Origin of the sequence: Microbulbifer yueqingensis (assembly GCF_900100355.1) — a bacterium.
GTDB classification, from domain to species: domain Bacteria; phylum Pseudomonadota; class Gammaproteobacteria; order Pseudomonadales; family Cellvibrionaceae; genus Microbulbifer; species Microbulbifer yueqingensis.
Window position 1 is genome coordinate 42,926 of sequence record NZ_FNFH01000007.1, and the last position, 20,389, is coordinate 63,314.

Consider the following 20,389-nt stretch of genomic DNA (forward strand, 5'->3'; position numbering starts at 1 on the left):
CTGGGCGGGAATCAGAAGTTGTAGTTGATGGATACACCGGCGAGCCACGCCTCGATATTGGTGGTTTCGCCATCGAAGTAGGTGACCAGTGCTGTGCCCGGTCCTACCAGCGTATCGGTCGGGATAATGCTGCCTTCCTGGATGGTTTCATCATCACCCCACAGGTAGGCGAAGCCGCCGTCGATCGACAGCTGGTCGTCAAACTTGTAGGTGCCGCCGAAGGTCACCCACTGGCGATCGGTATCCGGGATGGAGAGGGTGCGCCAGGTGATCGGCAGGCCGAATTCGGCAGTCTCTGCATTGTTCAGGCCATCGCGCGCAGCACCCTCGTCGTAGGCGTAACCGATGCGCCAGGTCACTTCTTCACAGGGGTAGTACTCACCGGCGATGCTGTAACGCATGCCGGACTCGAAGTTCTCTTCCTTGATCAGCAGCGGGTTGTAGGGCTCGGGATCAATACCAAAGCGCTGGCCCGGGATGAAGCCCTCCAGGCGCTCGAAGTCATCCCAGTCGGTCCACATGGCGCCCAGTGCCAGGCCCCACTGGCTGTTGAAGCGGTGATAGAAGCCCAGCTCGAGGGTGTCGGGCAGGTCCAGGGTCAGGTTGGCGGATTCATTGTTCAGGCCGATGCCGCCCAGGTTATTGGGGAGGGCATCGGAGCTGACATCGCCGTCGAGCTCGGGATCCAGCTCCGAGTGGTAGGAGATGCCGAAGCGGGTCCGGTCGTTGATATGCCACAGCGCACCCAGGGTCCAGCCCACATCCCAGTCATCACCCTCAAGGTCCAGAATGCTGAGCTCCGGGATGGCGGAGCCGTTCGGCAGGAACAGGCCGGTCTGCTGGCTCAGGTTGCGGGGCACCTTGGTCTTCAGGGTCGCGTCCGCGTACATGAAGTTCACGGCCAGGCCGATGCTGAACTGGTCATTGAAGTCGTAGGCCACCGACGGCGCGATATTGACGGTCAGCAATTCGGTCTTGTCGGCGATATGCGTCACCAGCCAGTCCGGGTTGAAATCGGTTTCCAGGCCGTAGTCGGTGAACATGGCCAGGCCGAAAGACCAGCAATCGTCGAAAGGAACCGCGAGCGCAAAGTTAGGCACGAAGGCATCGGTGGCGTAGTCGTTGGCGGTGTCGCGGAACGGACCGAGTTGGGCGAGGGGCACCGGCTCGCCGGTTACCGGGTTGGTGCCTACAACGGCGAAGGTAACATCGCCGGCCGCGTCGATTTCCGGGTTTACATAGGTGACACCCGCGGACAGCGAGATGCGGTCGAACAGAGCGGAGCCGGCCGGGTTGCGGGCCAGGATGGCGGCGTTGTCACCGATGGTGTTTTCCGCCGCGAAGGCGCGGCCAAGGCCTGAGGGGTTGGTTTCCTGCAGGTAAAAACCCGCAGCCATGGTTCCGCTCGAAGCGGTGCTGATTGCTGCAGCCAGAACTGCACGACGCAGAATTTGCTTTTTCATGAGGTCCCACTCTGTTTGAATTGCTGTTGGCATAATCATCGCGCACTGCAAGCGTTACAGTATCGGGCGCGATGTGAGAAACCTGTCGGGTTTCCCGGTTCGCAATTGATTCCCTGACCCAAAAATTTTAGCAGTGCAAAAACTTTGTTTCAGGGCAAGCGGGGCACTTTATAAGGTTAAAAGCGCGAAAAATCTATCATTTCGCGCCATTTTTTCCCGGTTTTTCCGGATATTTAAAAAAATTCCATTCTTACTGGCGGTCTTTTGTGCCGCTGGAAAATTTGGTCAACGAAATCTGGTAGGTTTCGCCATCTTCCTCTTCCTGCATCAGTTTAACCAGCGCGTGATTCCACGCCGGTGCAAACCAGATATAGGTGGATCGCTCTGCGCCGGCTTCGCGGATGCGTTCAACTTTCACTGTCTCGACTTTTCCGAGTGGCGTTTCCAACATCTCCTTGCCGGCGATCGCAAAGCGGTAGGTACGTAATTTTTTACCGTCAGCCACATGATAGGTGAGATCCTGTTCGCCGGCCGCGACGTCGAGCGCGAGTTGTAACTGGTAACTCACCTTGTCATGCACTTGTTCCGGAACCGCTTCCAGGGTGCGCTTTGGCCTGGACACATTTACCACCCGTCGCGGCTCAAAGTTCAGGATTGTCTCGCGATCCCGTCCCAGCCCGGTGCGGCGGTATTCGTAGTGGCGTGGCCGGATCTGCGAGTCGGAGAGGGAGAAGCGTGAATATTCGCGTATGTCCGCGAGAAAGGAATCGGCCCTGAAATCGAGGCGCCAGTTGCTACCACCACCGGATAGTTCGCGCTCGGCCGTGACCTGGATGCCGTTGTAGTTGGCGGCGTAAGTCGCGGTGAAGGGTTCCAGTGTCTGCGCGCGGGCAAAGCCGGTGATTAGGGTGAGTGTCAGGATCAGCATTCGGACTGGCACGGAGATCTCCCTGTGTTCTGTTCCCGGACGCCTGTCCGGTGAGGCATTGCTTGTCAGCGGGTTACGATAGCTTTGACCGTCTCCCGCTGCAAAAAGTGCCGCGCCTAGTCCCGGATGACCCTGCCGCTGGGGGGGAGAAGCTCGCCGTCGAGCAGTACTCGCTCGCCGTCCATACGCAGGCGTCCCCCGGCAAACCAGCGCACCGCCAGCGGATAGATGCTGTGCTCACGTTGCTGGACCCGCTTTGCCAGTATCCCGGCCGTGTCACCCGGTTCCACCGGAACCACTGCCTGGACGATGGGAGGGCCACCGTCGAGCTCCTCGGTGACGAAGTGCACAGTTACCCCGTGCTCTGCGTCCCCGGCGTCGAGCGCTCGCTGGTGGGTGTTTAGCCCCTGGTATTTTGGCAGCAGGGAAGGGTGGATATTCAGCAGGCGGCCGCTGTAGTGGCGCACGAATCCCGGGGTGAGGATGCGCATGAACCCGGCCAGCACCACCAGCTCCGCACCGTGGCCATCGATACACTCGATCAGGGCCCGATCGAAGGACTCCCTGTCGGCGTAGTCCCGGTGGCTTACCACTGCGGCGGGGATGCCCGCGTCGCGGGCCCGGGTCAGGCCGTAAGCGTCGGCCTTGTTACTGATGACCGCGCACAGCTCGAAGCCGGCGTCTTCGGCTGCCGCCGCGTCGATCAGGGCTTGCAGGTTGGTGCCGCTGCCGGAGATCAGCACGGCCACCTGGCATTTTTTCTGCGCCATCAGAGCCTTCCGCGCCATCAGAGTCCCGTCAGCTCCACGGCCTCTCCGCCAGTAGCAGTCTCGATACTGCCGATGACAAAGGCTTCCTCACCGGCCGTTCGCAGGATTTCCAGCGCCTCGTCGGCGCGCTCGGCGGGTACACACACCACCATGCCCACGCCGCAGTTGAAGGTGCGGTACATCTCGCGCCGCTCGATATTGCCGGTTGTGCGCAGCCACTCGAACACGGGCGGCATTTCCCAGCTGGAAGTGTCGATGCGGGCGCAGGTGCCCTCCGGCAGTACCCGGGGGAGGTTTTCCAGCAGGCCGCCACCGGTGATGTGGCTCAGCGCATTCACCTGGGATTTTTTTACCAGCTCCAGCAGGTTCTTGACGTAGATCCTGGTCGGTGCCATCAGGGCCTGGGCCAGCGACTTCCCGCCGATCTCCTGTTGCAGGTCGGCGCCACTGATTTCCAGTACCTTGCGGATCAGGGAGTAGCCGTTGGAGTGGGGGCCGCTCGCGGCGAGGCCGATCAGCTTATCCCCGGCGGCTACCTTGCTGCCGTCGATAATGCCGGACTTCTCCACCACGCCCACGCAGAAGCCGGCCAGGTCGTAGTCGTCGCCCTCGTACATGCCGGGCATCTCGGCGGTCTCGCCGCCCACCAGGGCGCATCCCGCCAGCTCGCAGCCCTCGCCGATACCGCTGACCACTTCTGCAGCGATATCCACGTTCAGCTTGCCGGTAGCATAGTAATCGAGGAAGAACAGGGGTTCGGCGCCAGCGACCACCAGGTCATTGACACACATGGCCACCAGGTCGATACCGATGCTGTCGTGGATGCCCAGGTCCATGGCCAGGCGCAGCTTGGTGCCCACGCCGTCGGTACCCGAGACCAGCACCGGCTCCTGGTACCCCTTCGGGAGCTCGCACAGGGCGCCGAACCCGCCCAGCCCACCCATGACCTCCGGGCGCTGGGTCCGCTTGGCGACGTGCTTGATGCGGTCGACCAGGGCATTGCCCGCGTCGATATCGACACCGGCGTCTTTGTAACTGAGTGACTGGGGCTTGGAATCGCTCATGGTTCATCCTGCAATGGGCTTTCAGAGGGCGCGTATTCTAGAGGAAATTCCCCCAAATGTGCGAACTCGGGGCTGGGAGAAAAAACCGACACTGATACAATAGCCCCCCAGGCCCGGTCCGACCCGGGCCTCCTGGCACCAGCGAGGCTGGTTTGCCCGATTCTAGGTTTGTGGGAGTTTGAAGAGATGCAGAAGCTGGTGCGGCACGGTTTGGCGACAGCGGCAAGACTAATGGCCCTGGCCGTGTGCCTCGCGGTGCTGCCCGCGCAGGCGCGGGTCATCGCCGACCTCTATGAGGTGGTTGAGCCGGTGCCCAGCCGCGACGCGGGCGACCGGGCTGAAGCCAGTAGCCGGGGCCTGGAGCAGGTATTCGTACGCGTGACCGGCGATCCCGCCATTGCCGGTAACCCGGTACTGGGGCCGGCATTGCGCGACGCGCAGGCGTTTATGCAGAGCTACCGCTACGTTACCGAGGACGACCAGCTCTACGTGCACCTGTCTTACGACGCGCGCGCCGTGAGCGACAAGGTCCACGAGCTGCAGCTTCCCATGTGGCCGAACAACCGCCCGGGGACACTCGTATGGCTGGCGGTGGATACGCTGCAGGGCGGTCGCAGTTATGTCAGTGACACCGACTTCCCCGAGCTATACGCCACCCTGGAAGCGGCCGCCGTTGCCCGCGGTCTGCCCCTGGAGTTCCCGGCGCTGGACGGGGCGGATCGCCGGGCCATGCCGCTCGGCACCCTGTGGGCCCAGGATGAGCGCGCGGTAAAGGATGCCAGCGCGCGCTACCAGCCCGACGCAAGCCTGATGGGACGCCTGCTGCAGCTCTCACAGGGGCGATGGCAGGCTAACTGGCTGCTGACGCACGGTGGCCGCACCTATGCTTTCGATGCGAGTGGGGACTCGCCGGAGGCGGTGGCCCAGCAGGGCATCGACGAGGCCGCCAACCTGCTCGCGCAGCGCTACGCAGTTCGCCCGACTGTTGGCGGTGAGGCCAGCTCCGTGGTGCTGGAACTGGTGGGTATCTCCTCTTTCGCGGACTACTCCGAGGCATCTGCATTCCTGCGGGGACTGGCGCAGGTCAGTCGCGCGGACCTCCTGCAGGTGGACAGCGACCGTATGCGTGTCGAGCTCAGCACTGCGGTGCCGATGCAAAACCTGCGCGACGCCCTGGCCCTCAACCGCAAGTTACAGGCAGAGGCGGAGCAGGACCCCATTGACCTCAACGGCTATCGTGCGCCCCTGGGCAGCATGGAGAACCCCCTGCGTTACCGCTGGCACTGAGATGGAAAGAGATAGCGGCGTGCCGCAGCAGCTGCCCCTGGGGGTATCACTGCGCGATGACGCCACCTTTGATAATTTTTACCTTTCGCCGGATGACCCCAATCGCCAGGCGGTGACCGCGTTGAAGGACTTCGCTGCGGGCCGCCTGCCAGAGCAGGTGATTTACCTCTGGGGGGAGGAGGGCGCAGGTGTCAGCCACTTGCTGCAGTCTGCCTGCCAGAGCGCCGAGGAGGCCGGGCGCAGTTTCCAGTACCTGCCGCTTGGTGAACTGCTTCCCATGAACCCTGCCGTGATCTTCGACGGCCTGGAGCAGCTCGAACTGGTCTGTATCGACGACCTTCACCTGCTGCAGGGCCAGCAACAGTGGCAGACGGCGTTGTTCCATCTCTACAATCGCGTGCGCGACGGCGGTGGGCAGATGCTGCTGGGGGCGCGCCGTTCACCCCGTGGCCTCGGGCTGGAACTGGCGGATCTCGCCTCCCGACTGCAATGGGGGCTCACATTCCAGCTGCAGTCGCTCAACGACAGCGACAAGCTGGCAGCACTGCGCCGGCGCAGCCGACTGCGCGGCTTCGACCTGCCCGAGGACGTGGCGCTGTACATCCTTCACCGGGCCCCGCGGCATACGGGGGCGCTGTTCTCCTGCCTGGAGCAGCTGGATCGCGCGTCGCTCATGGCCAAGCGCAAAATCACCATCCCGTTCGTAAAGGAAGTGCTGAAGATCTGATCCCCCTGCCACCAGGCTCAGAGTCGCACTATCTGGCGATACTGGGCCACGCTCACCTTGAACCGGGTGTGGTCCTGCAGGTACAGCCGCAGGCAGTCGGCGGCGTCCGGCTCCCCGTGCACCAGCTGGATTACCGTGCCAGCTCGCAGGCTCGATGCCTGCAGCCAGCGCTCGAGGTCCCGGTAGTCTGCGTGGGCCGAGAGCCCATCCAGCATCTCCACCCGCGCCCGGCAGGGAATGTACTCGCCATGAATCTTCACCGAGCTGCCGCCAGCCAGCATCCGTGCCCCCCTGGTGCCTCCCGCCTGGTAGCCGACAAACAGCACGGTGGTGCGGTGGTTGGGCAGCAGTCGCTTGAGGTGGTGGAGGACCCTTCCGCCCGAGGCCATGCCGCTGCCGGCGATAATGATATGGGGGTACTGGATATTCTCCAGAGCCTTGGATTCCTCGATTTCGCGCGTGTAAGTGACGTCCTGGCTCATCCGCCGGCATTCGGCTTCCGACAGGCGGTGGAGCTCGGGATAGCGGCTGTAAATGCCCGAGGCGTCGATGGCCATGGGGCTGTCCAGGAACACCGGTAACCGCGGGATGTCTCCGGCATCCATAGCCCTCACCAGCATGTGCTGGAGTGTCTGGGCCCGGCCCACGGCGAAACTCGGGATCACCAGCACCCCGCCCCGGCCCACCACTTCATTTACCACCCGGTTCAGCTCTTCCTGCACATCCAGTTCGGGGTGCCGGCGGTCACCGTAGGTGGATTCGAGCAGTAGCAGGTCGAGGGCGGGCAGTGGGTCGGGCGGGTACATGAGCACGTCATCGGGACGGCCCACATCGCCGGAGAACCCGATACGATGCCCGTCCGCCTCCACTATCCCGCTGGCCGCGCCCAGGATGTGCCCCGCATGCTGCAGGGAAGCCGACAGGCCACCGACACGCAGCGATTGCCCGAAATCGATGGGCTCGAACAGCTCCAGGCTTCGCTCAGCGGTTTCGCCGTCGTAAAGGGGGCGCGGGTGGGCGTGCTTGCCCAGCTTGTGGCGGGCATAGAAGCGCGCGTCCTCTTCCTGGATGCGTCCTGCGTCTGGCAGCAGGATGCTGCAGAGGTCGACAGTGGCGGGGTGGCAGTAGACCGGGCCGCGATAGCCGAGGTGGTAAAGTCGCGGGATGTAGCCCGAGTGGTCCAGGTGGGCGTGGGTCAGCAGGATCCCGTCCAGCTTGTGGAAGTCGAACGCGGGCGGCTGCCAGTTGCGCTCCCGCAGCCACTTGTAGCCCTGGAACAATCCGCAGTCCACCAGTAATCGGGTGTCCTGGTGTTCTACCAGGAACCTGGATCCGGTGACTGTCTGGGTTCCCCCCAGGAAGATAATATTCACTGGCTTAGCTCCGGTTACCCGCCGTTGCCCCGCGCCCGCCCTGTGCAAGCAGCCCGGTCACCGCGTCCGCCAGCAGCGGGGCCAGGTCAAACGCGCAGTGGGGGCTGGGGATACTGTTACTGGTGTAGAGCCTGCGGATGCCCGCGGCACGCAATCCCCGCTCGCAATCGCCGGCAAAGATGCCATGTACAGCGGCACACTCGACCTGTTCCAGCCCCGCCTGGCGGAGCGCACCGGCAGTCTCCATCACGGTGTGGCCACTGGAAATAATGTCGTCCACGATCAGCGCCCTGTGCCGCAGGTAGGGCGACAGGTCAGGCATGCGGACCGACACCTCGCGGTCGCCGGCGCGGAGTTTCTCTCCCACTACAAAGGGCAGGCCGGCCTTCCGCCCCAGGGCCCCGACCCACTGGCGGCTCTCGCTGTCCGGGCCGACCAGCAGCAGCGGCCCTGCCTGTTCCCGAACCCAGGAACTGAGGGTTTCGGTGGCGGACAATGCGAGCGCAGGGATGGAGTAGATCTCGCCGAGGCTGTGATACCGGTGCAGGTGGGGATCGACGGTTGCCAGCCAGTCGACTTCGGCGGATATCCGCCGGGCGAAGATGCGCGAACTCACGGCTTCTCCCGCGCGGAAGCGCTTGTCCTGGCGCATGTAGCTCAGGTAGGGCGCTACCAGGCCCACCGAGGTGGCGCCCAGCTCGCGCAGGGTCGCGGCAAGGAATACCAGGGCGAGGAAGCCCGGGTCCGGGTTGCAGAGGTTGGCGAGGACAACGCAATGCCGGTCTTGCGGGGCTGTTTGTACACGCAGGTAAGTTTCCCCGTCGGGGAAGCGACGCCTGACAAGCTCACCCCGCTCTGCACCCAGGGCTTTGCAGAGGGGCCCGGCCAGCGGTAAGCCATCCTCCAGCGCGAAGACCAGCGGCATCATTCCGGTGGCTCCCCCACGTAAAACAGCTTGTGGTTGCGACTGTAATATTCCTCGGCGTATGCCAGCTCACCGGGCGTGGTGGCAAAAAGGGTCGCCAGGGCCTGGCCCTGGCTGACTTCCTCGCCGACCTTCACATGCAGCCGCAGTCCGGCTGCGGGAGAGGAGGGGGCCCCGGCGAGCTTTGCCAGTTGCGCCAGGCGCACGTTGTCCACAGCTGCCAGGACACCGGAGCGCCCGGCCTGCAGCACAGCCTGGTAGCGCGCGCCGGTCGGCTCGCGGAGCCCGCCCTGGGCAGCGCAGATTCGCTCGAACTGCCGGTTCGCCGCACCGGAAGTGAGCAGGTGCCGGGCCTGCTCCTGGCAGTGGGCGTCGCTTTCACCGCTGGCCATTGCCAGCAGGTGGGAAGCGAGCAGCACCGCGCGATCGGCCAGGTCTGCAGGCGCACCGGCCTGGTTGCGCAGCACCGTCAGCACATCGCGTGCTTCCTCTACCGGACCGATGCCGTAGCCGACCGGCTGCGTGCCGTCAGTGATTACGCAGCGAAGCACCAGCTGCAGGTCCTCGGCGACGGCGGAAAACAGCCGGGCCAGTCGCTGGGCCTGGTTCTGGTCGCGCAGTTTGGCCGTGGGGCCAACCGGCATATCGATCAGTACATGGGTGGAGCCGGCGGCCACTTTCTTGGACAGCACCGAGGCCACCAGCTGGCCCTCGCTGTCCAGGTTCAGCGCGCGCTCTATGCGGATCAGGATGTCATCCGTGGGGCTCAGGCCGACCCGGCCACCGGCGGCGAGACAGGCGCCGGTCTCGTTAACCACCCGCTTCAGGGCCCGTAGGGAGAGGTCGACCCTGGTGAGGACGGACATGGTGTCAGCGGTCCCTGCGGGCGAGGTGATGGCATGGGAGGAGGTTTTGGGAATCAGCAGCCCGGCGGCGCTGGCAATGGAGATCACGATGGGGGTGGTGCGATTGCCGGGCAGGCCGCCGATACAGTGTTTGTCGAATACGCGCGGGTACTCCGGCCACTGCAGGCGATTGCCGCTCTTGACCATGGCATCGGTCAGGGCGCGGGTTTCCCGCCGGGTGACTCCCCCGGTAGCGCAGGTAGTCAGGAAAGCGGCAATCTCGATATCCGAATACAGGCGTCGGCTGATGTCGCCGATGATGCCATTGATTTCGTGTTCACTCAGCTCATAACCGTCGATTTTTCGGCGCAATGCGCTGAGCGAGTGGACCAGCGGTGCATGCCGGACCTCGACCTCGTCGCCGGGACTCAGGTTGAGAAACTCCCAGGCGCTGTCGGAGAAGCCAATCACGCCGCTTGGCAAGACACCCGCACTGACAGTGTGCAGGGTGGCGATCAGGCTGCGGTCGGTGCTTTTCACCTGCAGGCGGGTATTTGCGGTAAATCCCTCCGCCCGGCAGATGGCGCAGTCCTCCCGCATGAACACGATGGCTTCCTCGTGGGTATCGATGCCCATCAGCCTGGCGCGCAGGCACTGGTCACATGGTATCTCGTGGATTGCTGTCACTCCTTTCTTCCCGGCACGGCCGGAAGCGAGCGCCCGGCGGCTTCCTTTTCCATACTGTGCCCGTATGCTGGGACTTTCCTGTGCCCGGCACTTTAATTGTGGCACCGGGGCGCGAGTCTGGGGTTGTCGCGCATTTATCGAGTTTCCTGATCCAACGGATTTTCGTTATGCAGAATATTCATAAAGTGATGTTCGTCAGTCACGCCATCGAGGACGAGAATGACGGGCTCCAGCAGGCGGTGAGCCTTGCGCACACCAGTGGCGCGGAACTGCGTATCGTGGCCGTCTGCCCGGCCCTGCCGGAGGATTTCGAGGACTACTCCGACGCATACGGGGAGGGGCTTACCGGGCGGGTGGAGTCCTCGCTGGATGCCGTCCGTAAAGAGCAGGGGCTCTCCGCTGAGGATCTGCCGGCGTCAATCGAGGTGGAGTGCGGCAGCGCGCCCGCGAACCGCGTAATTCGCAGGGTGATGGAAGAAGACTTCGACATGGTGATCAAAAATGTCGAGGGCCGCAGCCGGCGCAAGGGCTTCAAGGCCATGGACATGGAGCTGCTGCGCAAGTGCCCCTGCCCGGTCTGGTTGTGCCGGCCACTCCACCATGGCCGCGACGACATTCGTGTACTGGTGGCCGTCGATCCCGAATGCGAGGAAGGGCACGCCTACGACTTGGCCATCCGCCTGTTGCGTCTTTCGCGGGCGCTGGCGGACTCCTGGGACGGTACCCTGCACATCGTCTCCTGCTGGGATTACGACGTCGATGCCTATTTGCGCCACAATTTTCCCCTCGACCTGCCGGATGAGGAAATCGACCGGATCGTGGAACAGGCCGGCGCCAAGCACCGGGCGAAGCTGGATGTGCTGATCCGCGCGGCGGGCATCGGCGGCGCGATGGAGATTCACCATACCATCGCCAACCCGGCGCGCTTTATCCCGCTGCTGGTAGAGGAAAAGGAGTTCGACCTGCTGGTAATGGGGACCGTGGCCCGCACTGGTATTCCGGGCTTTATCATGGGGAATACTGCGGAGAATATCCTGCAGAAACTGGGGTGTTCGCTACTGGCGCTGAAGCCGGCCAGTTTCGAGTCGCCGGTAAAGGCTGATTGAGTCGCGGGCCGGGTCCAATCTGGTAAAGGCCCGGGGCGGCAGGGGCTGTCCGTAATGAACAGGGGGAGGAACAGGGCGGGCCCGGGGCCCGCCCGACAATAGTGAAATTTACTGCCCGGATTTCACCCCGGCAATCCATTCATCCACGAGCTGTTCCAGTACATCCAGCGGTACTGCGCCGTTGGCCAGTACCACATCGTGGAATTCGCGGACGTCGAACTTGTCTCCCAGTTCTTCTTTCGCCTTTTCCCTCAGCTCGACAATCTTCAGCATGCCGATCTTGTAGGCAGTCGCCTGGCCGGGCAGGACAATGTATCGCTCGATGGCCTTTACCTGGTCGCCCTTGGGGTTCGGGGTGTTCTTGCCCAGGTATTCGATGGCTTCCTCCCGGGTCCACTTCTTGCTGTGGATGCCGGTGTCGACCACCAGGCGCGCGGCGCGCCACAGTTCCATCGCCAGGCGACCGAAGTCGGAGTACGGGTCCTTGTACAGGCCGATCTCTTTGGGCACCAGCTCGGAGTAGAGGCCCCAGCCTTCGGTATAGGCAGTGTAACCGCCGAACTTGCGGAATTTCGGGATTCCTTCCAGCTCCTGGGCAATCGACAGCTGCATGTGGTGACCGGGGATGCCCTCGTGATAGGCCAGCGCCTCCATCTGGTAGGTGGGCATGTCCTTCATGTTGTACAGGTTGGCGTAGTAGATACCGGGGCGCGTGCCGTCCGGGGCGGGCCGCTGGTAAAACGCCTTGCCGGCGGATTTCTCACGGAAGGGCTCCACCGCCTTGACGGTCAGGTCCGCTTCCGGCTTGGTAATGAACAGTTCATCCAGCCGCCCCTTCATGTTGTCGATGATGGCGGTGGCTTCCTTCAGGTAGCGCTGCTTGCCCTCTTCGGTGTTGGGGTAGTAGAACTGCTCGTCGGTGCGCATGAATTCAAAGAACTCCTGCAGCGAGCCCTCGAAGCCTACTTTCTCCATGATTTCGCGCATTTCACCGTGAATGCGTTCCACCTCATCCAGTCCTTTCTGGTGGATCTCGTCTGCGCTCAGGTCGGTGGTGGTGTAGACGTTGAGGCGGTGGGCGTAGAAGTCGTCGCCATCCGGCAGCTTCCAGGCGCCGTCGTCGGTGGTGGCTTTCTTCTCCAGTTTGCCCAGGTAGGCGATCAGCTCCTCGTAGGCCGGCTCGACATCCTCAAGCATGGCCTTCCTGGCTTTTTCCACCAGTGACTTCTTCTGCTCGTCGCCGATGTCGAGCTTGTTCACCTTGCCCTTGAAGTCCGCCAGCAGGGTGCTGTCCTTGCCCTCGGTATAAGGTGCGCCGGTGATCAGGTTCTTGCCGTCACTGATCACGTAGGGGAAGACGAACTTGGGCGGAATGACGCCGGCCTCGGCGCGCTCCTTGAGATTGGCGATCAGCTGGTCGAAGTGCTTCGGCAGGGCACTGAGCCGGGAGATATAGGCTTCGGCGTCATCGACATTGTCGACCCGGTGCTGGTTGATCAGCAGGGACGCCACGCTGGTGTGCTCGGCATACATCTGGTTGACCGGGTAGGTATGCAGGCGCCACCTGTAATCCTCGATGCCCTCTTCCTTGTTACGGATGGCGAGCTTGAGGCTCAGCGCGGTGGCGTCATCCAGCTCGCTGGCGTCGATCTTCTTCAACTCCGCCAGCTGGCGCTTGATGATCTCGTGGGTTTCTTCCTCGAACTCCGGCGAAAGGTTGTTCCACTTGCCGTAGTCATCCTTGATACCGAGGAAAGTCTTGAATTCGGGGCTTCTGTCGAGAAGTTCCTGGAAGTGGCTTTCAAACAGGTCGTTCGCCCGCGCTATGGCCTCGGGATTGGCTGAACTTTCAGCGCCCGCCTGTTGGGAGGATTTTGCGCTGGTGTCGGCCGCACTACCGGCGACCACTTCCTTGTCCTGTTGCGGGGCCTTTGTTCCCTCGGCCCGCTCACAACCTGCCAGCACCAGGGTACCGATGGTGGCGGCAATCAGGGTCTTGTTGAACTTCATCTTTGTCATTCCCGTTTAATTGTTGAAATTATCGTGGGTTGGAGCGAAAAACTGGCTGATAGTTTCCGCGACGCGGACAGCAAAAAGCGGGCCCGGGGCCCGCTTTTGCGTCAGAGTTGGTGAGGATCAGGAGAAATTCTTGTTCACGAATTCCCAGTTCACCAGCTTCCAGAAGCCCTCCATGTACTTCGGCCGTGCATTGCGGTAGTCGATGTAGTAGGCGTGCTCCCACACGTCACAGGTGAGCAGCGGGGTCTGGTCGGCCTCGGTCAGCGGGGTGCCCGCGTTGGAGGTGTTCACGATGGCTACTGAGCCGTCGCCTTTCTTGACCAGCCAGGTCCAGCCAGAACCGAAATTGTTCACTGCACTGTTGGTGAACTCTTCCTTGAACTTGTCAAAGGAGCCGAATGCCTTGTTGATGGCCTCTGCCACGGCACCGCTGGGCTCGCCGCCGCCGTTCGGGCTCAGGCAGTTCCAGTAGAAAGTGTGGTTCCAGACCTGGGCTGCATTGTTGAACAGGCCACCGGAGGAGGACTTGATGACTTCTTCCAGGGATTTGTCGGCGTCCGGAGTGCCCTCCAGCAGGCCGTTCAGCTTGTCCACGTAGGTCTGGTGGTGCTTGCCGTAGTGATACTCCAGGGTCTCCTGGGAAATGTGGGGTTCCAGGGCGTCCTTCGCGTAGGGGAGTTCGGGCAGAACGTGAGCCATGATTTTTCCTTCCTTATGTCTCGGTTGTGAATGAAGGCATTCTACACAGGCCGGGTGATGGAATTAACCCGGCCTGTGGCTGACTACAGCGTATGGGGGCGAATCGGCCCAAGACAAGTGGGTCAGCTAATCTTCTTGGTGAAACGATTACTTTTTCGTCAATTTTTGGTATAACTGCCGCTGAAATCGACCATGCACCAGCCGTTTGCCGGCCGGGTGTCCCTGTACACGAGCAACTGCAAGAATCGGGTATTCCTAACGATGCAACGCAAAGAGCCGACCCTGGATGGCCGCGGTCCCGCCATAGACCCGCAGATGGACAACAAGCCGATCGGGGGTGCTCCCCGCAGCAGCACACCCGCCCCCGCCGCAGCCGACGAGGGCGGCTCCGGTGGTTCTTCGGTGCTGGCCGTGGTGGCCCTGATCCTCGCGCTGGCCGGAGTCGGCGGGGCGGGCTTCCTCTACACCCAGTGGCAGGATACCCGGTCACAGCTGGTGAGTGCCGAGGAGCGTATCGTCGAACTCGAGAAGCGCTTCGAGATGTCGGACGAGGAGTCAACGGCGTCCGTCGAGGTCCTCAACGCGAAGGCGAAGGAGAACGCCGCCGAGATCCGCAAGCTTTGGGGCGTCGCCTACGATACCAATCGCAAGAGCATCGCCGCCAACAAGGAAGCGGCTGCCGCCGCGGCCAAGGACGCCGCTGCAGCCAAGAAGCAGGCGGCCCAGCTGGCCGGCCAGGTCAGCGGCCTGAGCAAGAGCGTGAAGAAGATTGCCTCCGTGGAGTTCGCCCTGTCCGAGCTGCGTGAGAGCACCACTTCCAGCCAGCGTGATATGAAAGACAAGCTTGCCAGCCTGGAGCGTCAGCTCAACTCCGTGCGCAGCGACCTGGGAGGGCGCGTGAGCGCCAACGAGGAAGCCGTGGAGTCCATCGACGCCTACCGCCGCTCGGTGAACAAGGACCTGGTGCAGCTGCGCGATGCTATCCGCAGCCTGCAGTCCGGTGGCAGCACCGCCGGTATCCAGTAAGCTTTTGCCTCCCCTGTGGTCCGGAACCCCTCCGGGCCACAACTTCCCGGCCTCACTTCCCGGCCGACCTTCCGGTCGGGAAATTCCGCGCAATTCGTGTAAAATCGCCCGCCTCTAGACGTTAACCGCCAGACCGCACTACGGGAGCGCCAATGACCACTATCCGCCAGGACGACCTGATCGACAGCGTCGCCGATGCGCTGCAGTTTATTTCCTACTACCACCCGCAGGACTTTATCCAGGCCCTGAACCAGGCCTACGAGAAAGAGGCCAACCCGGCGGCGAAGGACGCCATGGCCCAGATCCTGATCAACTCGCGCATGTGCGCCCAGGGGCACCGCCCCATCTGCCAGGACACGGGCATCGTGACCGTAAAGCTGAAGGTGGGCATGAACGTGCAGTGGGATGCGGACATGAGCGTGACCGATATGGTCAATGAGGGTGTGCGCCGCGCTTACCAGTTCTCTGACAACGTCTTGCGCGCTTCCATCCTCGAGGACCCGGACGGGGCCCGCAAGAACACCGGCGACAATACCCCGGCGGTGATCCATTACGAGATAGTTCCCGGTGACACCGTGGAGGTCTACGTGGCTGCCAAGGGCGGCGGCAGTGAGGCGAAGAGCAAGTTCGCCATGCTGAACCCGTCCGACTCTGTGGTCGACTGGGTGCTGGATATGGTGCCGAAGATGGGCGCCGGCTGGTGCCCGCCGGGCATGCTGGGCATCGGTGTCGGCGGTACCGCCGAGAAGGCCATGCTGCTGGCCAAGGAATCCCTGCTGGACCCGATCGATATCCAGGAGCTGCAGGAGCGCGGTGCCTCCAGCCGTGCCGAGGAGCTGCGCCTGGAGCTGTACGACAAGGTGAACAAGCTGGGTATCGGTGCGCAGGGCCTGGGTGGCCTGACCACCGTACTGGATGTGAAGGTGAAGGACTACCCGACCCACGCAGCCAACAAAGCGGTGGCGATCATCCCGAACTGCGCCGCCACCCGCCACACGCACTTTACCCTGGACGGTTCCGGCCCCGCGCGGCAGACCCCGCCGAAGCTGGAAGACTGGCCGGAGATCACCCGCGAGGCCGGCGGCAACACCCGTCGCGTCAACCTGGACGAGGTGACCCGCGAGGATGTGTTGGGCTGGCAGCCGGGTGAGACCCTGCTGTTGAACGGCAAGATGCTGACCGGCCGGGATGCCGCGCACAAGAAGATGGTCGATATCCTGGCGAAGGGCGAATCCCTGCCGGTGGACCTGGCGGGCCGCTTCATCTACTACGTGGGCCCGGTGGACCCGGTGCGCGAGGAGGTGGTCGGACCCGCAGGTCCCACCACCGCCACCCGCATGGACAAGTTCACTCGCACGATGCTGGAACAGACAGGCCTGCTGGGCATGATCGGCAAGGCCGAGCGCGGCCCGGCGGCCATCGAGGCCATCCGCGACAACAAGGCCGTCTACCTGATGGCCGTCGGCGGTGCCGCCTACCTGGTGGCCCAGGCGATCAAGGACGCGAAAGTGGTGGCCTTCCCGGAGCTGGGCATGGAAGCCATCTACGAGTTCGAGGTGGAGGACATGCCGGTGACCGTGGCCGTGGACAGCCAGGGTGAGTCGGTGCACAACACCGGGCCCCTGGTCTGGAAGGCGAAGATCGAGGAAGGCGTGGTTTAAGCGCCGCTTCTTCCCCCCATAAAAAAAGCCGGGCCCCGCAGGAGCCCGGCTTTTTTTATGGGCGAGGTTCCCCCGCCCGTTGCCAGGCGGGAGTAGGACGCGGCTCAGCCCTGGCCGGCCCCCTCGAGTTCCGCCAGCATCAGCTCGCGGATCACCGGTACCGGCGCATTGCCGTAGCTGAGGAATTTCTCGTGGAACTCCTTCAGGTCGAAGTCTTCCCCGAGCTGTTCCTTCATCTCCTCGCGTAGCGCCAGGATGTCGGCGTAGCCGGCGAAGTAGCTGGTGAGCTGCACCTGGCTCAGGGTGGCGCGACGCCACTTGCCCTGGGCCTCTGCCTGTTGCTGGAATCCCTGGTTGACCAGGAGATCCATGGCCCGCTCCTTGTCGATTCCCTTTACCTGGATCTCGTAATCGAGGATGGTGTTGATCACGGTGCGCAGGTTCCATTTGTAATACATCATCCACAGTTCGGGCGAGAAGTCGCCGTAGCCTGCCTCGAGCATCATGCGCTCGGTGTAGACGGCCCAGCCCTCGATCATGGCGCCGTTGGCGAGGATACTCTTGATGAGGCTCGGGGACTTGTTGGCGTAGACCAGCTGTGTGTAGTGGCCGGGAATCGCCTCGTGGATGTTGAGAATCTGCATGAGGTAGGTGTTGTACTCGCGCAGGAAACTCTCGGCTTCCTCATCGCTGAACTCCTCGATCGGCATCACGTTGTAGTAGGTGTTGGCACCTTTGTCGTAGGGGCCCGGCGCGTTGATGGACGCCACCGAGAAGCCGCGCATATAGGGCGGGGTGGTGCGCACCACCAGCGGTTTGTCTTCGTCCAGGGTGAGCAGGTCCTTTTCCTTGACGAACGCGACCAGCTCCGGGATCTGCTTCTCGACTTCCGCCTTGAAGGTTTCCTTGGTCGCGTGCTGGCCGGACAGTTTCTCCAGCACTGCATGGATCTTCTCGAGCCGGTCTTCCGGCGCCTCGCGATCAGGGAAGTACTTGGGCCACAGTCTGTCAGCCAGCTCGGCCATTTTCTCATGCAGCCTGTCTTTCTCTGCCAGCGCGCGCTGGTAGAGTTCCTGTGCGGTCATGCCGATCTGGATGTCGTAACCGAACTTCTCCTCGTACAGTTCCTCGCCGATACGGAAGTTCCTGAAGTCCTGTGTCTTCTCCAGATCGGTTTTCATCTCCTGCAGGTGCGCGATGTAGCCCTCTATGGCCTCGCGAGCTTTTGCGGCGCGCTCCTGCAGCAGCTGCTTTTCCTCAGCGGAAAGGCTGCTTGCGGCAATTTTCTCGTCCAGTGTTTCGCCAAAGACGCTGAGGGCACCCTTATTCTGCTGGATCGCCAGCTCCAGCTGGGGAGCCGCGGGCTTGTCCAGCGACTGCCGGGCGGCCTCGTAGTACGCGGGCACCTTCTGCAGTCGCTGACTGAAAGTGCGCAGGCGTTCGTCGAGCGGGGCATAGTCGGTGTTGAGAATGAGGGAAAAGGCGTGGGATACGTTGTAATTGGCCGGATTCCACGCGTAGGACTTGAATTCGGTTATTTCCCAGATGAGGCGGTCGAGGAAAGTGTTGACCATCGCGAGGTCACTGCGCTCACCGGGACCCAGGGTAGTGGGATCGATATCGGCAAACTGCTGTTTGTATTCACGTGCGAAATCCAGCACGCGCTGGCGCTGCTGCTCATCGGGAACCGCAAGCTGGTCGGCAACCGCATAGTAGCCCTCGCGGACGGCCCAGGAGGGAAACAGTTCCCACAGCTGCCTGATCATTTTATCGGCAAGGGAGGCAAAGGCCTGGTCGCCACGTTCCTGTTGGGCCTGCCCGGTTTCCGTTTGCGCGTCGCTGCTGGAGGTGGCCTCTGCAGACTTCCCGGCCATGTCTTTGTTTCCACTGTCCTGGCCACAGGCCGTCAGGGCCATTAGCAGGACAAGTGCGGTCAGTGTGTGTTTCATAGTCGCTCTCGGTCAGTCTTTAGTTGTTGGCAGCAAAATTACCATATCTGCCAGCTGTTTTGCGCGGCCTCGTCTTGCCGCGCTGGATACGTTCACAATGCAGCCCTGAGCCCACGCGAGCCCTCCGGAAGTGGCGGATCTTTTATTGTTTTTTAGGACTCTGTCCCATTTGACTTGAGAAAAACCACATACAATCCGGTTTTTGCGGGCTTGCCGGGACTACGCTTGTCTCCGGCAGGGCCGCCGAGTAGAGTGGGGCGCTACTCAACGCGTTAACAAAAATTTGAATTAGCTGAGGAACTCCCCATGACCGAACTTGCCGAACAGAAGTGCGAAGCCTGCCGCGCCGATGCTCCCCTGGTGAGCGACGAGGAACTCGCGGAGCTGCTGCGGGAAATTCCCGACTGGACTCCCGTTACCCGCGATGGCGTCATGCAGCTGGAGCGTGTCTTCAAGTTCCGCAACTTCAAGCAAGCCCTGGCGTTTACCAACCGCGTTGGTGAAATTGCGGAAGAGGTGGGGCACCATCCCGCCCTGCTCACCGAGTGGGGCAAGGTCACCGTGACCTGGTGGAGCCATGAGGCCGGAGGCTTGCACAAGAACGACTTTATTATGGCCGCTCGCACCGACAAGCAGCTCGACCAGGAGTAAGCCGCCCAGGCGGCCTCCAGCCCGGGCAGCGCCGCCCGCGGGACCCGGTTCCCGCCGGGCGGCACCGCGGTGTTGTGCGGGCGCAGTTATTGCAAGGATTTGGAGCCGCCATGTTAAAAATGAAGCAGAGCTGCGAGCGCTGCAGCGCGCCGCTGCGGCTGATCGACCAGGCCTACATCTGCTCTTTCGAGTGTACCTTCTGTCCCGCTTGTTCAGAGCGGCTGGAAAAGACCTGCCCGAATTGCCAGGGCGAACTGGTGTTGCGCCCACCGCGCAAGTCCTCCCCCACAGAAGCAGCCTCCCCGCGCTTCAAGGCGAAGCTGGAGAAGATCCTCGGCTGACCTGCGCCTACTTCTCGGGGCGCCGCTGTGCCCAGAGCAGGAATTCCCGGTTGCCATCACCACCCAGGATTGGACTGTCGATGTAGTCTCTCACCTGCAGACCGAGTGACTCGCAGAGCGCGGTTATTTTTTCGCGGACCTGCGGGTAGAGTGACGCATCCCTGACCACTCCGCCCTTGCCGATATTTTCCGCGCCCACCTCGAACTGGGGCTTCACCAGGCTGAGTAGTTGCCCGCCGGGTCGCAGCAGGGACGGAAGGCGCGGCAGGATAAGGGCCTGGGAGATGAAGGAGACATCCATGACCACCGCATCGAATCCCGTCTCGCCGTAGGGCCCCAGCTGTTCCCGGGTCAGGTGTCGCGCATTGATTCCCTCGAACAGCTGCATGCGCGGATTTTCGCGCAGTCGCGCCGCCAGCTGGTCGTGCCCCACATCGATACCCACCACCAGCTCCGCGCCGCGCTGGAGCAGGCAGTCGCTGAACCCGCCCGTGGAACAGCCGACATCCAGGGCCCGCCAGCCGGCCGGGTCGAGACCTGTATGGTCGAGGATGGCGGCGAGCTTCAGTCCCGCCCTGGATACATAGCGATCTTCCGGTAGTGGGTCTACCCGCAGGGGCTGGTCGTCGCTGACGGTCTGCCCTGCTTTCTGCGCCGGGCGCCAGCCGGCCCCGGTGTCGAGCATGACCCGCCCGCTGTCGATCAGCCGCTTGGCGTGGGTGCGGGAGTTGGCGAGTTTCTGCCGGACAAGCAGCTGATCTAACCGGGTCATGAATGGCACTATAGTTCTTTCAGTAGTGGTTGACGCAGGCGTCATGCTACTCTCTGGCCCCGCTTTGTAGAAGCTCTATGCTTAAAAGGATGAAGG

The 20,389-nt window shown here is 62.6% G+C and carries 18 protein-coding genes; 7 read left to right on the forward strand and 11 right to left on the reverse strand.

All coding sequences use genetic code 11. The features are described 5' to 3' along the window. Positions 1-11: 11 nt before the first annotated feature. The 4 genes from BLT26_RS14490 to purM all read right to left on the reverse strand — a co-directional run bounded on the left by BLT26_RS14490 (position 12) and on the right by purM (position 4,225). Entirely contained in the window at positions 12-1,463 is a 1,452-nt protein-coding gene (locus BLT26_RS14490; protein ID WP_091516082.1) for an OmpP1/FadL family transporter, read from the reverse strand. Between the two features lie 250 nt (positions 1,464-1,713). Further along, positions 1,714-2,391, reverse strand: coding sequence for a DUF3108 domain-containing protein (locus BLT26_RS14495; RefSeq protein WP_245720719.1), 678 nt, complete (start codon positions 2,389-2,391; stop codon positions 1,714-1,716). Between the two features lie 116 nt (positions 2,392-2,507). Continuing rightward, entirely contained in the window at positions 2,508-3,161 is a 654-nt protein-coding gene (gene purN, locus BLT26_RS14500; protein WP_091516409.1) for a phosphoribosylglycinamide formyltransferase, read from the reverse strand. A 17-nt stretch (positions 3,162-3,178) separates the two neighbouring features. Beyond that, positions 3,179-4,225, reverse strand: a complete 1,047-nt coding sequence (gene purM / locus BLT26_RS14505) for a phosphoribosylformylglycinamidine cyclo-ligase (protein WP_091516084.1) — start codon at positions 4,223-4,225, stop codon at positions 3,179-3,181. 186 nt (positions 4,226-4,411) lie between these two features. On the opposite strand from purM, the gene BLT26_RS14510 reads away from it, so the two are divergent. Both BLT26_RS14510 and hda read left to right on the forward strand, forming a co-directional pair. Beyond that, positions 4,412-5,512, forward strand: coding sequence for a DUF2066 domain-containing protein (locus BLT26_RS14510; protein ID WP_091516411.1), 1,101 nt, complete (start codon positions 4,412-4,414; stop codon positions 5,510-5,512). 1 nt (position 5,513) lies between these two features. After that, positions 5,514-6,239, forward strand: a complete 726-nt coding sequence (gene hda, locus BLT26_RS14515) for a DnaA regulatory inactivator Hda (RefSeq protein ID WP_091516088.1) — start codon at positions 5,514-5,516, stop codon at positions 6,237-6,239. 17 nt (positions 6,240-6,256) lie between these two features. On the opposite strand, the gene BLT26_RS14520 is transcribed toward hda, so the two are convergent. From BLT26_RS14520 to BLT26_RS14530, 3 genes are read right to left on the reverse strand one after another with little or no spacing between them, the layout of a single operon-like run. Next, complete coding sequence (locus tag BLT26_RS14520; RefSeq protein WP_091516092.1) at positions 6,257-7,612, reverse strand: MBL fold metallo-hydrolase RNA specificity domain-containing protein; 1,356 nt, start codon at positions 7,610-7,612, stop codon at positions 6,257-6,259. Positions 7,613-7,616: 4 nt separating this feature from the next. Next, positions 7,617-8,540, reverse strand: coding sequence for a ribose-phosphate diphosphokinase (locus BLT26_RS14525; RefSeq protein WP_217631459.1), 924 nt, complete (start codon positions 8,538-8,540; stop codon positions 7,617-7,619). Next, positions 8,537-10,069 (reverse strand): thymidine phosphorylase family protein, encoded by a 1,533-nt coding sequence (locus BLT26_RS14530; RefSeq protein ID WP_245720720.1) that lies wholly within the window; start codon positions 10,067-10,069, stop codon positions 8,537-8,539. Before BLT26_RS14530 ends, BLT26_RS14525 begins: the two co-directional genes overlap by 4 nt. A gap of 167 nt (positions 10,070-10,236) precedes the next feature. Between BLT26_RS14530 and BLT26_RS14535 the strand changes: the two genes are divergently transcribed. Continuing rightward, complete coding sequence (locus BLT26_RS14535) at positions 10,237-11,175, forward strand: universal stress protein (protein WP_175453139.1); 939 nt, start codon at positions 10,237-10,239, stop codon at positions 11,173-11,175. Between the two features lie 108 nt (positions 11,176-11,283). Here BLT26_RS14535 and BLT26_RS14540 read toward each other — a convergent pair whose 3' ends face one another. Continuing rightward, positions 11,284-13,185 (reverse strand): DUF885 domain-containing protein, encoded by a 1,902-nt coding sequence (locus BLT26_RS14540; protein ID WP_217631460.1) that lies wholly within the window; start codon positions 13,183-13,185, stop codon positions 11,284-11,286. A gap of 126 nt (positions 13,186-13,311) precedes the next feature. Further along, the gene (gene sodB / locus BLT26_RS14545; RefSeq protein ID WP_091516110.1) at positions 13,312-13,893 is read right to left on the reverse strand and encodes a superoxide dismutase [Fe]; all 582 of its coding nucleotides are present in this window, start codon (positions 13,891-13,893) and stop codon (positions 13,312-13,314) included. 261 nt (positions 13,894-14,154) lie between these two features. Between sodB and BLT26_RS14550 the strand changes: the two genes are divergently transcribed. Together BLT26_RS14550 and BLT26_RS14555 are read left to right on the forward strand one after the other, a co-directional pair. Beyond that, positions 14,155-14,919 carry a hypothetical protein gene (locus BLT26_RS14550; RefSeq protein ID WP_091516415.1) on the forward strand — a complete coding sequence of 255 codons (765 nt, stop codon included), beginning with the start codon at positions 14,155-14,157 and terminating at the stop codon, positions 14,917-14,919. Between the two features lie 152 nt (positions 14,920-15,071). Next, positions 15,072-16,580, forward strand: a complete 1,509-nt coding sequence (locus tag BLT26_RS14555) for a fumarate hydratase (RefSeq protein ID WP_091516113.1) — start codon at positions 15,072-15,074, stop codon at positions 16,578-16,580. A 104-nt stretch (positions 16,581-16,684) separates the two neighbouring features. Here the strand turns inward: BLT26_RS14555 and BLT26_RS14560 are convergent, their stop codons facing one another. Next, positions 16,685-18,529, reverse strand: a complete 1,845-nt coding sequence (locus tag BLT26_RS14560; RefSeq protein ID WP_091516117.1) for a DUF885 domain-containing protein — start codon at positions 18,527-18,529, stop codon at positions 16,685-16,687. A gap of 306 nt (positions 18,530-18,835) precedes the next feature. On the opposite strand from BLT26_RS14560, the gene BLT26_RS14565 reads away from it, so the two are divergent. Together BLT26_RS14565 and BLT26_RS14570 are read left to right on the forward strand one after the other, a co-directional pair. Continuing rightward, positions 18,836-19,180 carry a 4a-hydroxytetrahydrobiopterin dehydratase gene (locus tag BLT26_RS14565; protein WP_091516121.1) on the forward strand — a complete coding sequence of 115 codons (345 nt, stop codon included), beginning with the start codon at positions 18,836-18,838 and terminating at the stop codon, positions 19,178-19,180. 110 nt (positions 19,181-19,290) lie between these two features. Next, entirely contained in the window at positions 19,291-19,521 is a 231-nt protein-coding gene (locus BLT26_RS14570) for a DUF1272 domain-containing protein (protein WP_091516124.1), read from the forward strand. Positions 19,522-19,528: 7 nt separating this feature from the next. On the opposite strand, the gene BLT26_RS14575 is transcribed toward BLT26_RS14570, so the two are convergent. Then, positions 19,529-20,293, reverse strand: a complete 765-nt coding sequence (locus tag BLT26_RS14575; protein WP_091516128.1) for a TlyA family RNA methyltransferase — start codon at positions 20,291-20,293, stop codon at positions 19,529-19,531. Between the last annotated feature and the right edge of the window lie 96 nt (positions 20,294-20,389).

Bases quoted from the DNA above. Each gene is read 5' to 3' on its own strand.
- BLT26_RS14495 (WP_245720719.1), bottom strand. From the start codon at position 2,391: ATGCTGATCCTGACACTCACCCTAATCACCGGCTTTGCCCGCGCGCAG.
- hda (WP_091516088.1), top strand. From the start codon at position 5,514: ATGGAAAGAGATAGCGGCGTGCCGCAGCAGCTGCCCCTGGGGGTATCA.
- BLT26_RS14555 (WP_091516113.1), top strand. From the start codon at position 15,072: ATGACCACTATCCGCCAGGACGACCTGATCGACAGCGTCGCCGATGCG.
- BLT26_RS14490 (WP_091516082.1), bottom strand. From the start codon at position 1,463: ATGAAAAAGCAAATTCTGCGTCGTGCAGTTCTGGCTGCAGCAATCAGC.
- BLT26_RS14570 (WP_091516124.1), top strand. From the start codon at position 19,291: ATGTTAAAAATGAAGCAGAGCTGCGAGCGCTGCAGCGCGCCGCTGCGG.
- sodB (WP_091516110.1), bottom strand. From the start codon at position 13,893: ATGGCTCACGTTCTGCCCGAACTCCCCTACGCGAAGGACGCCCTGGAA.
- BLT26_RS14525 (WP_217631459.1), bottom strand. From the start codon at position 8,540: ATGATGCCGCTGGTCTTCGCGCTGGAGGATGGCTTACCGCTGGCCGGG.
- BLT26_RS14560 (WP_091516117.1), bottom strand. From the start codon at position 18,529: ATGAAACACACACTGACCGCACTTGTCCTGCTAATGGCCCTGACGGCC.
- BLT26_RS14565 (WP_091516121.1), top strand. From the start codon at position 18,836: ATGACCGAACTTGCCGAACAGAAGTGCGAAGCCTGCCGCGCCGATGCT.
- BLT26_RS14550 (WP_091516415.1), top strand. From the start codon at position 14,155: ATGCAACGCAAAGAGCCGACCCTGGATGGCCGCGGTCCCGCCATAGAC.
- BLT26_RS14510 (WP_091516411.1), top strand. From the start codon at position 4,412: ATGCAGAAGCTGGTGCGGCACGGTTTGGCGACAGCGGCAAGACTAATG.
- purN (WP_091516409.1), bottom strand. From the start codon at position 3,161: ATGGCGCAGAAAAAATGCCAGGTGGCCGTGCTGATCTCCGGCAGCGGC.
- BLT26_RS14535 (WP_175453139.1), top strand. From the start codon at position 10,237: ATGCAGAATATTCATAAAGTGATGTTCGTCAGTCACGCCATCGAGGAC.
- BLT26_RS14575 (WP_091516128.1), bottom strand. From the start codon at position 20,293: ATGACCCGGTTAGATCAGCTGCTTGTCCGGCAGAAACTCGCCAACTCC.
- purM (WP_091516084.1), bottom strand. From the start codon at position 4,225: ATGAGCGATTCCAAGCCCCAGTCACTCAGTTACAAAGACGCCGGTGTC.
- BLT26_RS14540 (WP_217631460.1), bottom strand. From the start codon at position 13,185: ATGAAGTTCAACAAGACCCTGATTGCCGCCACCATCGGTACCCTGGTG.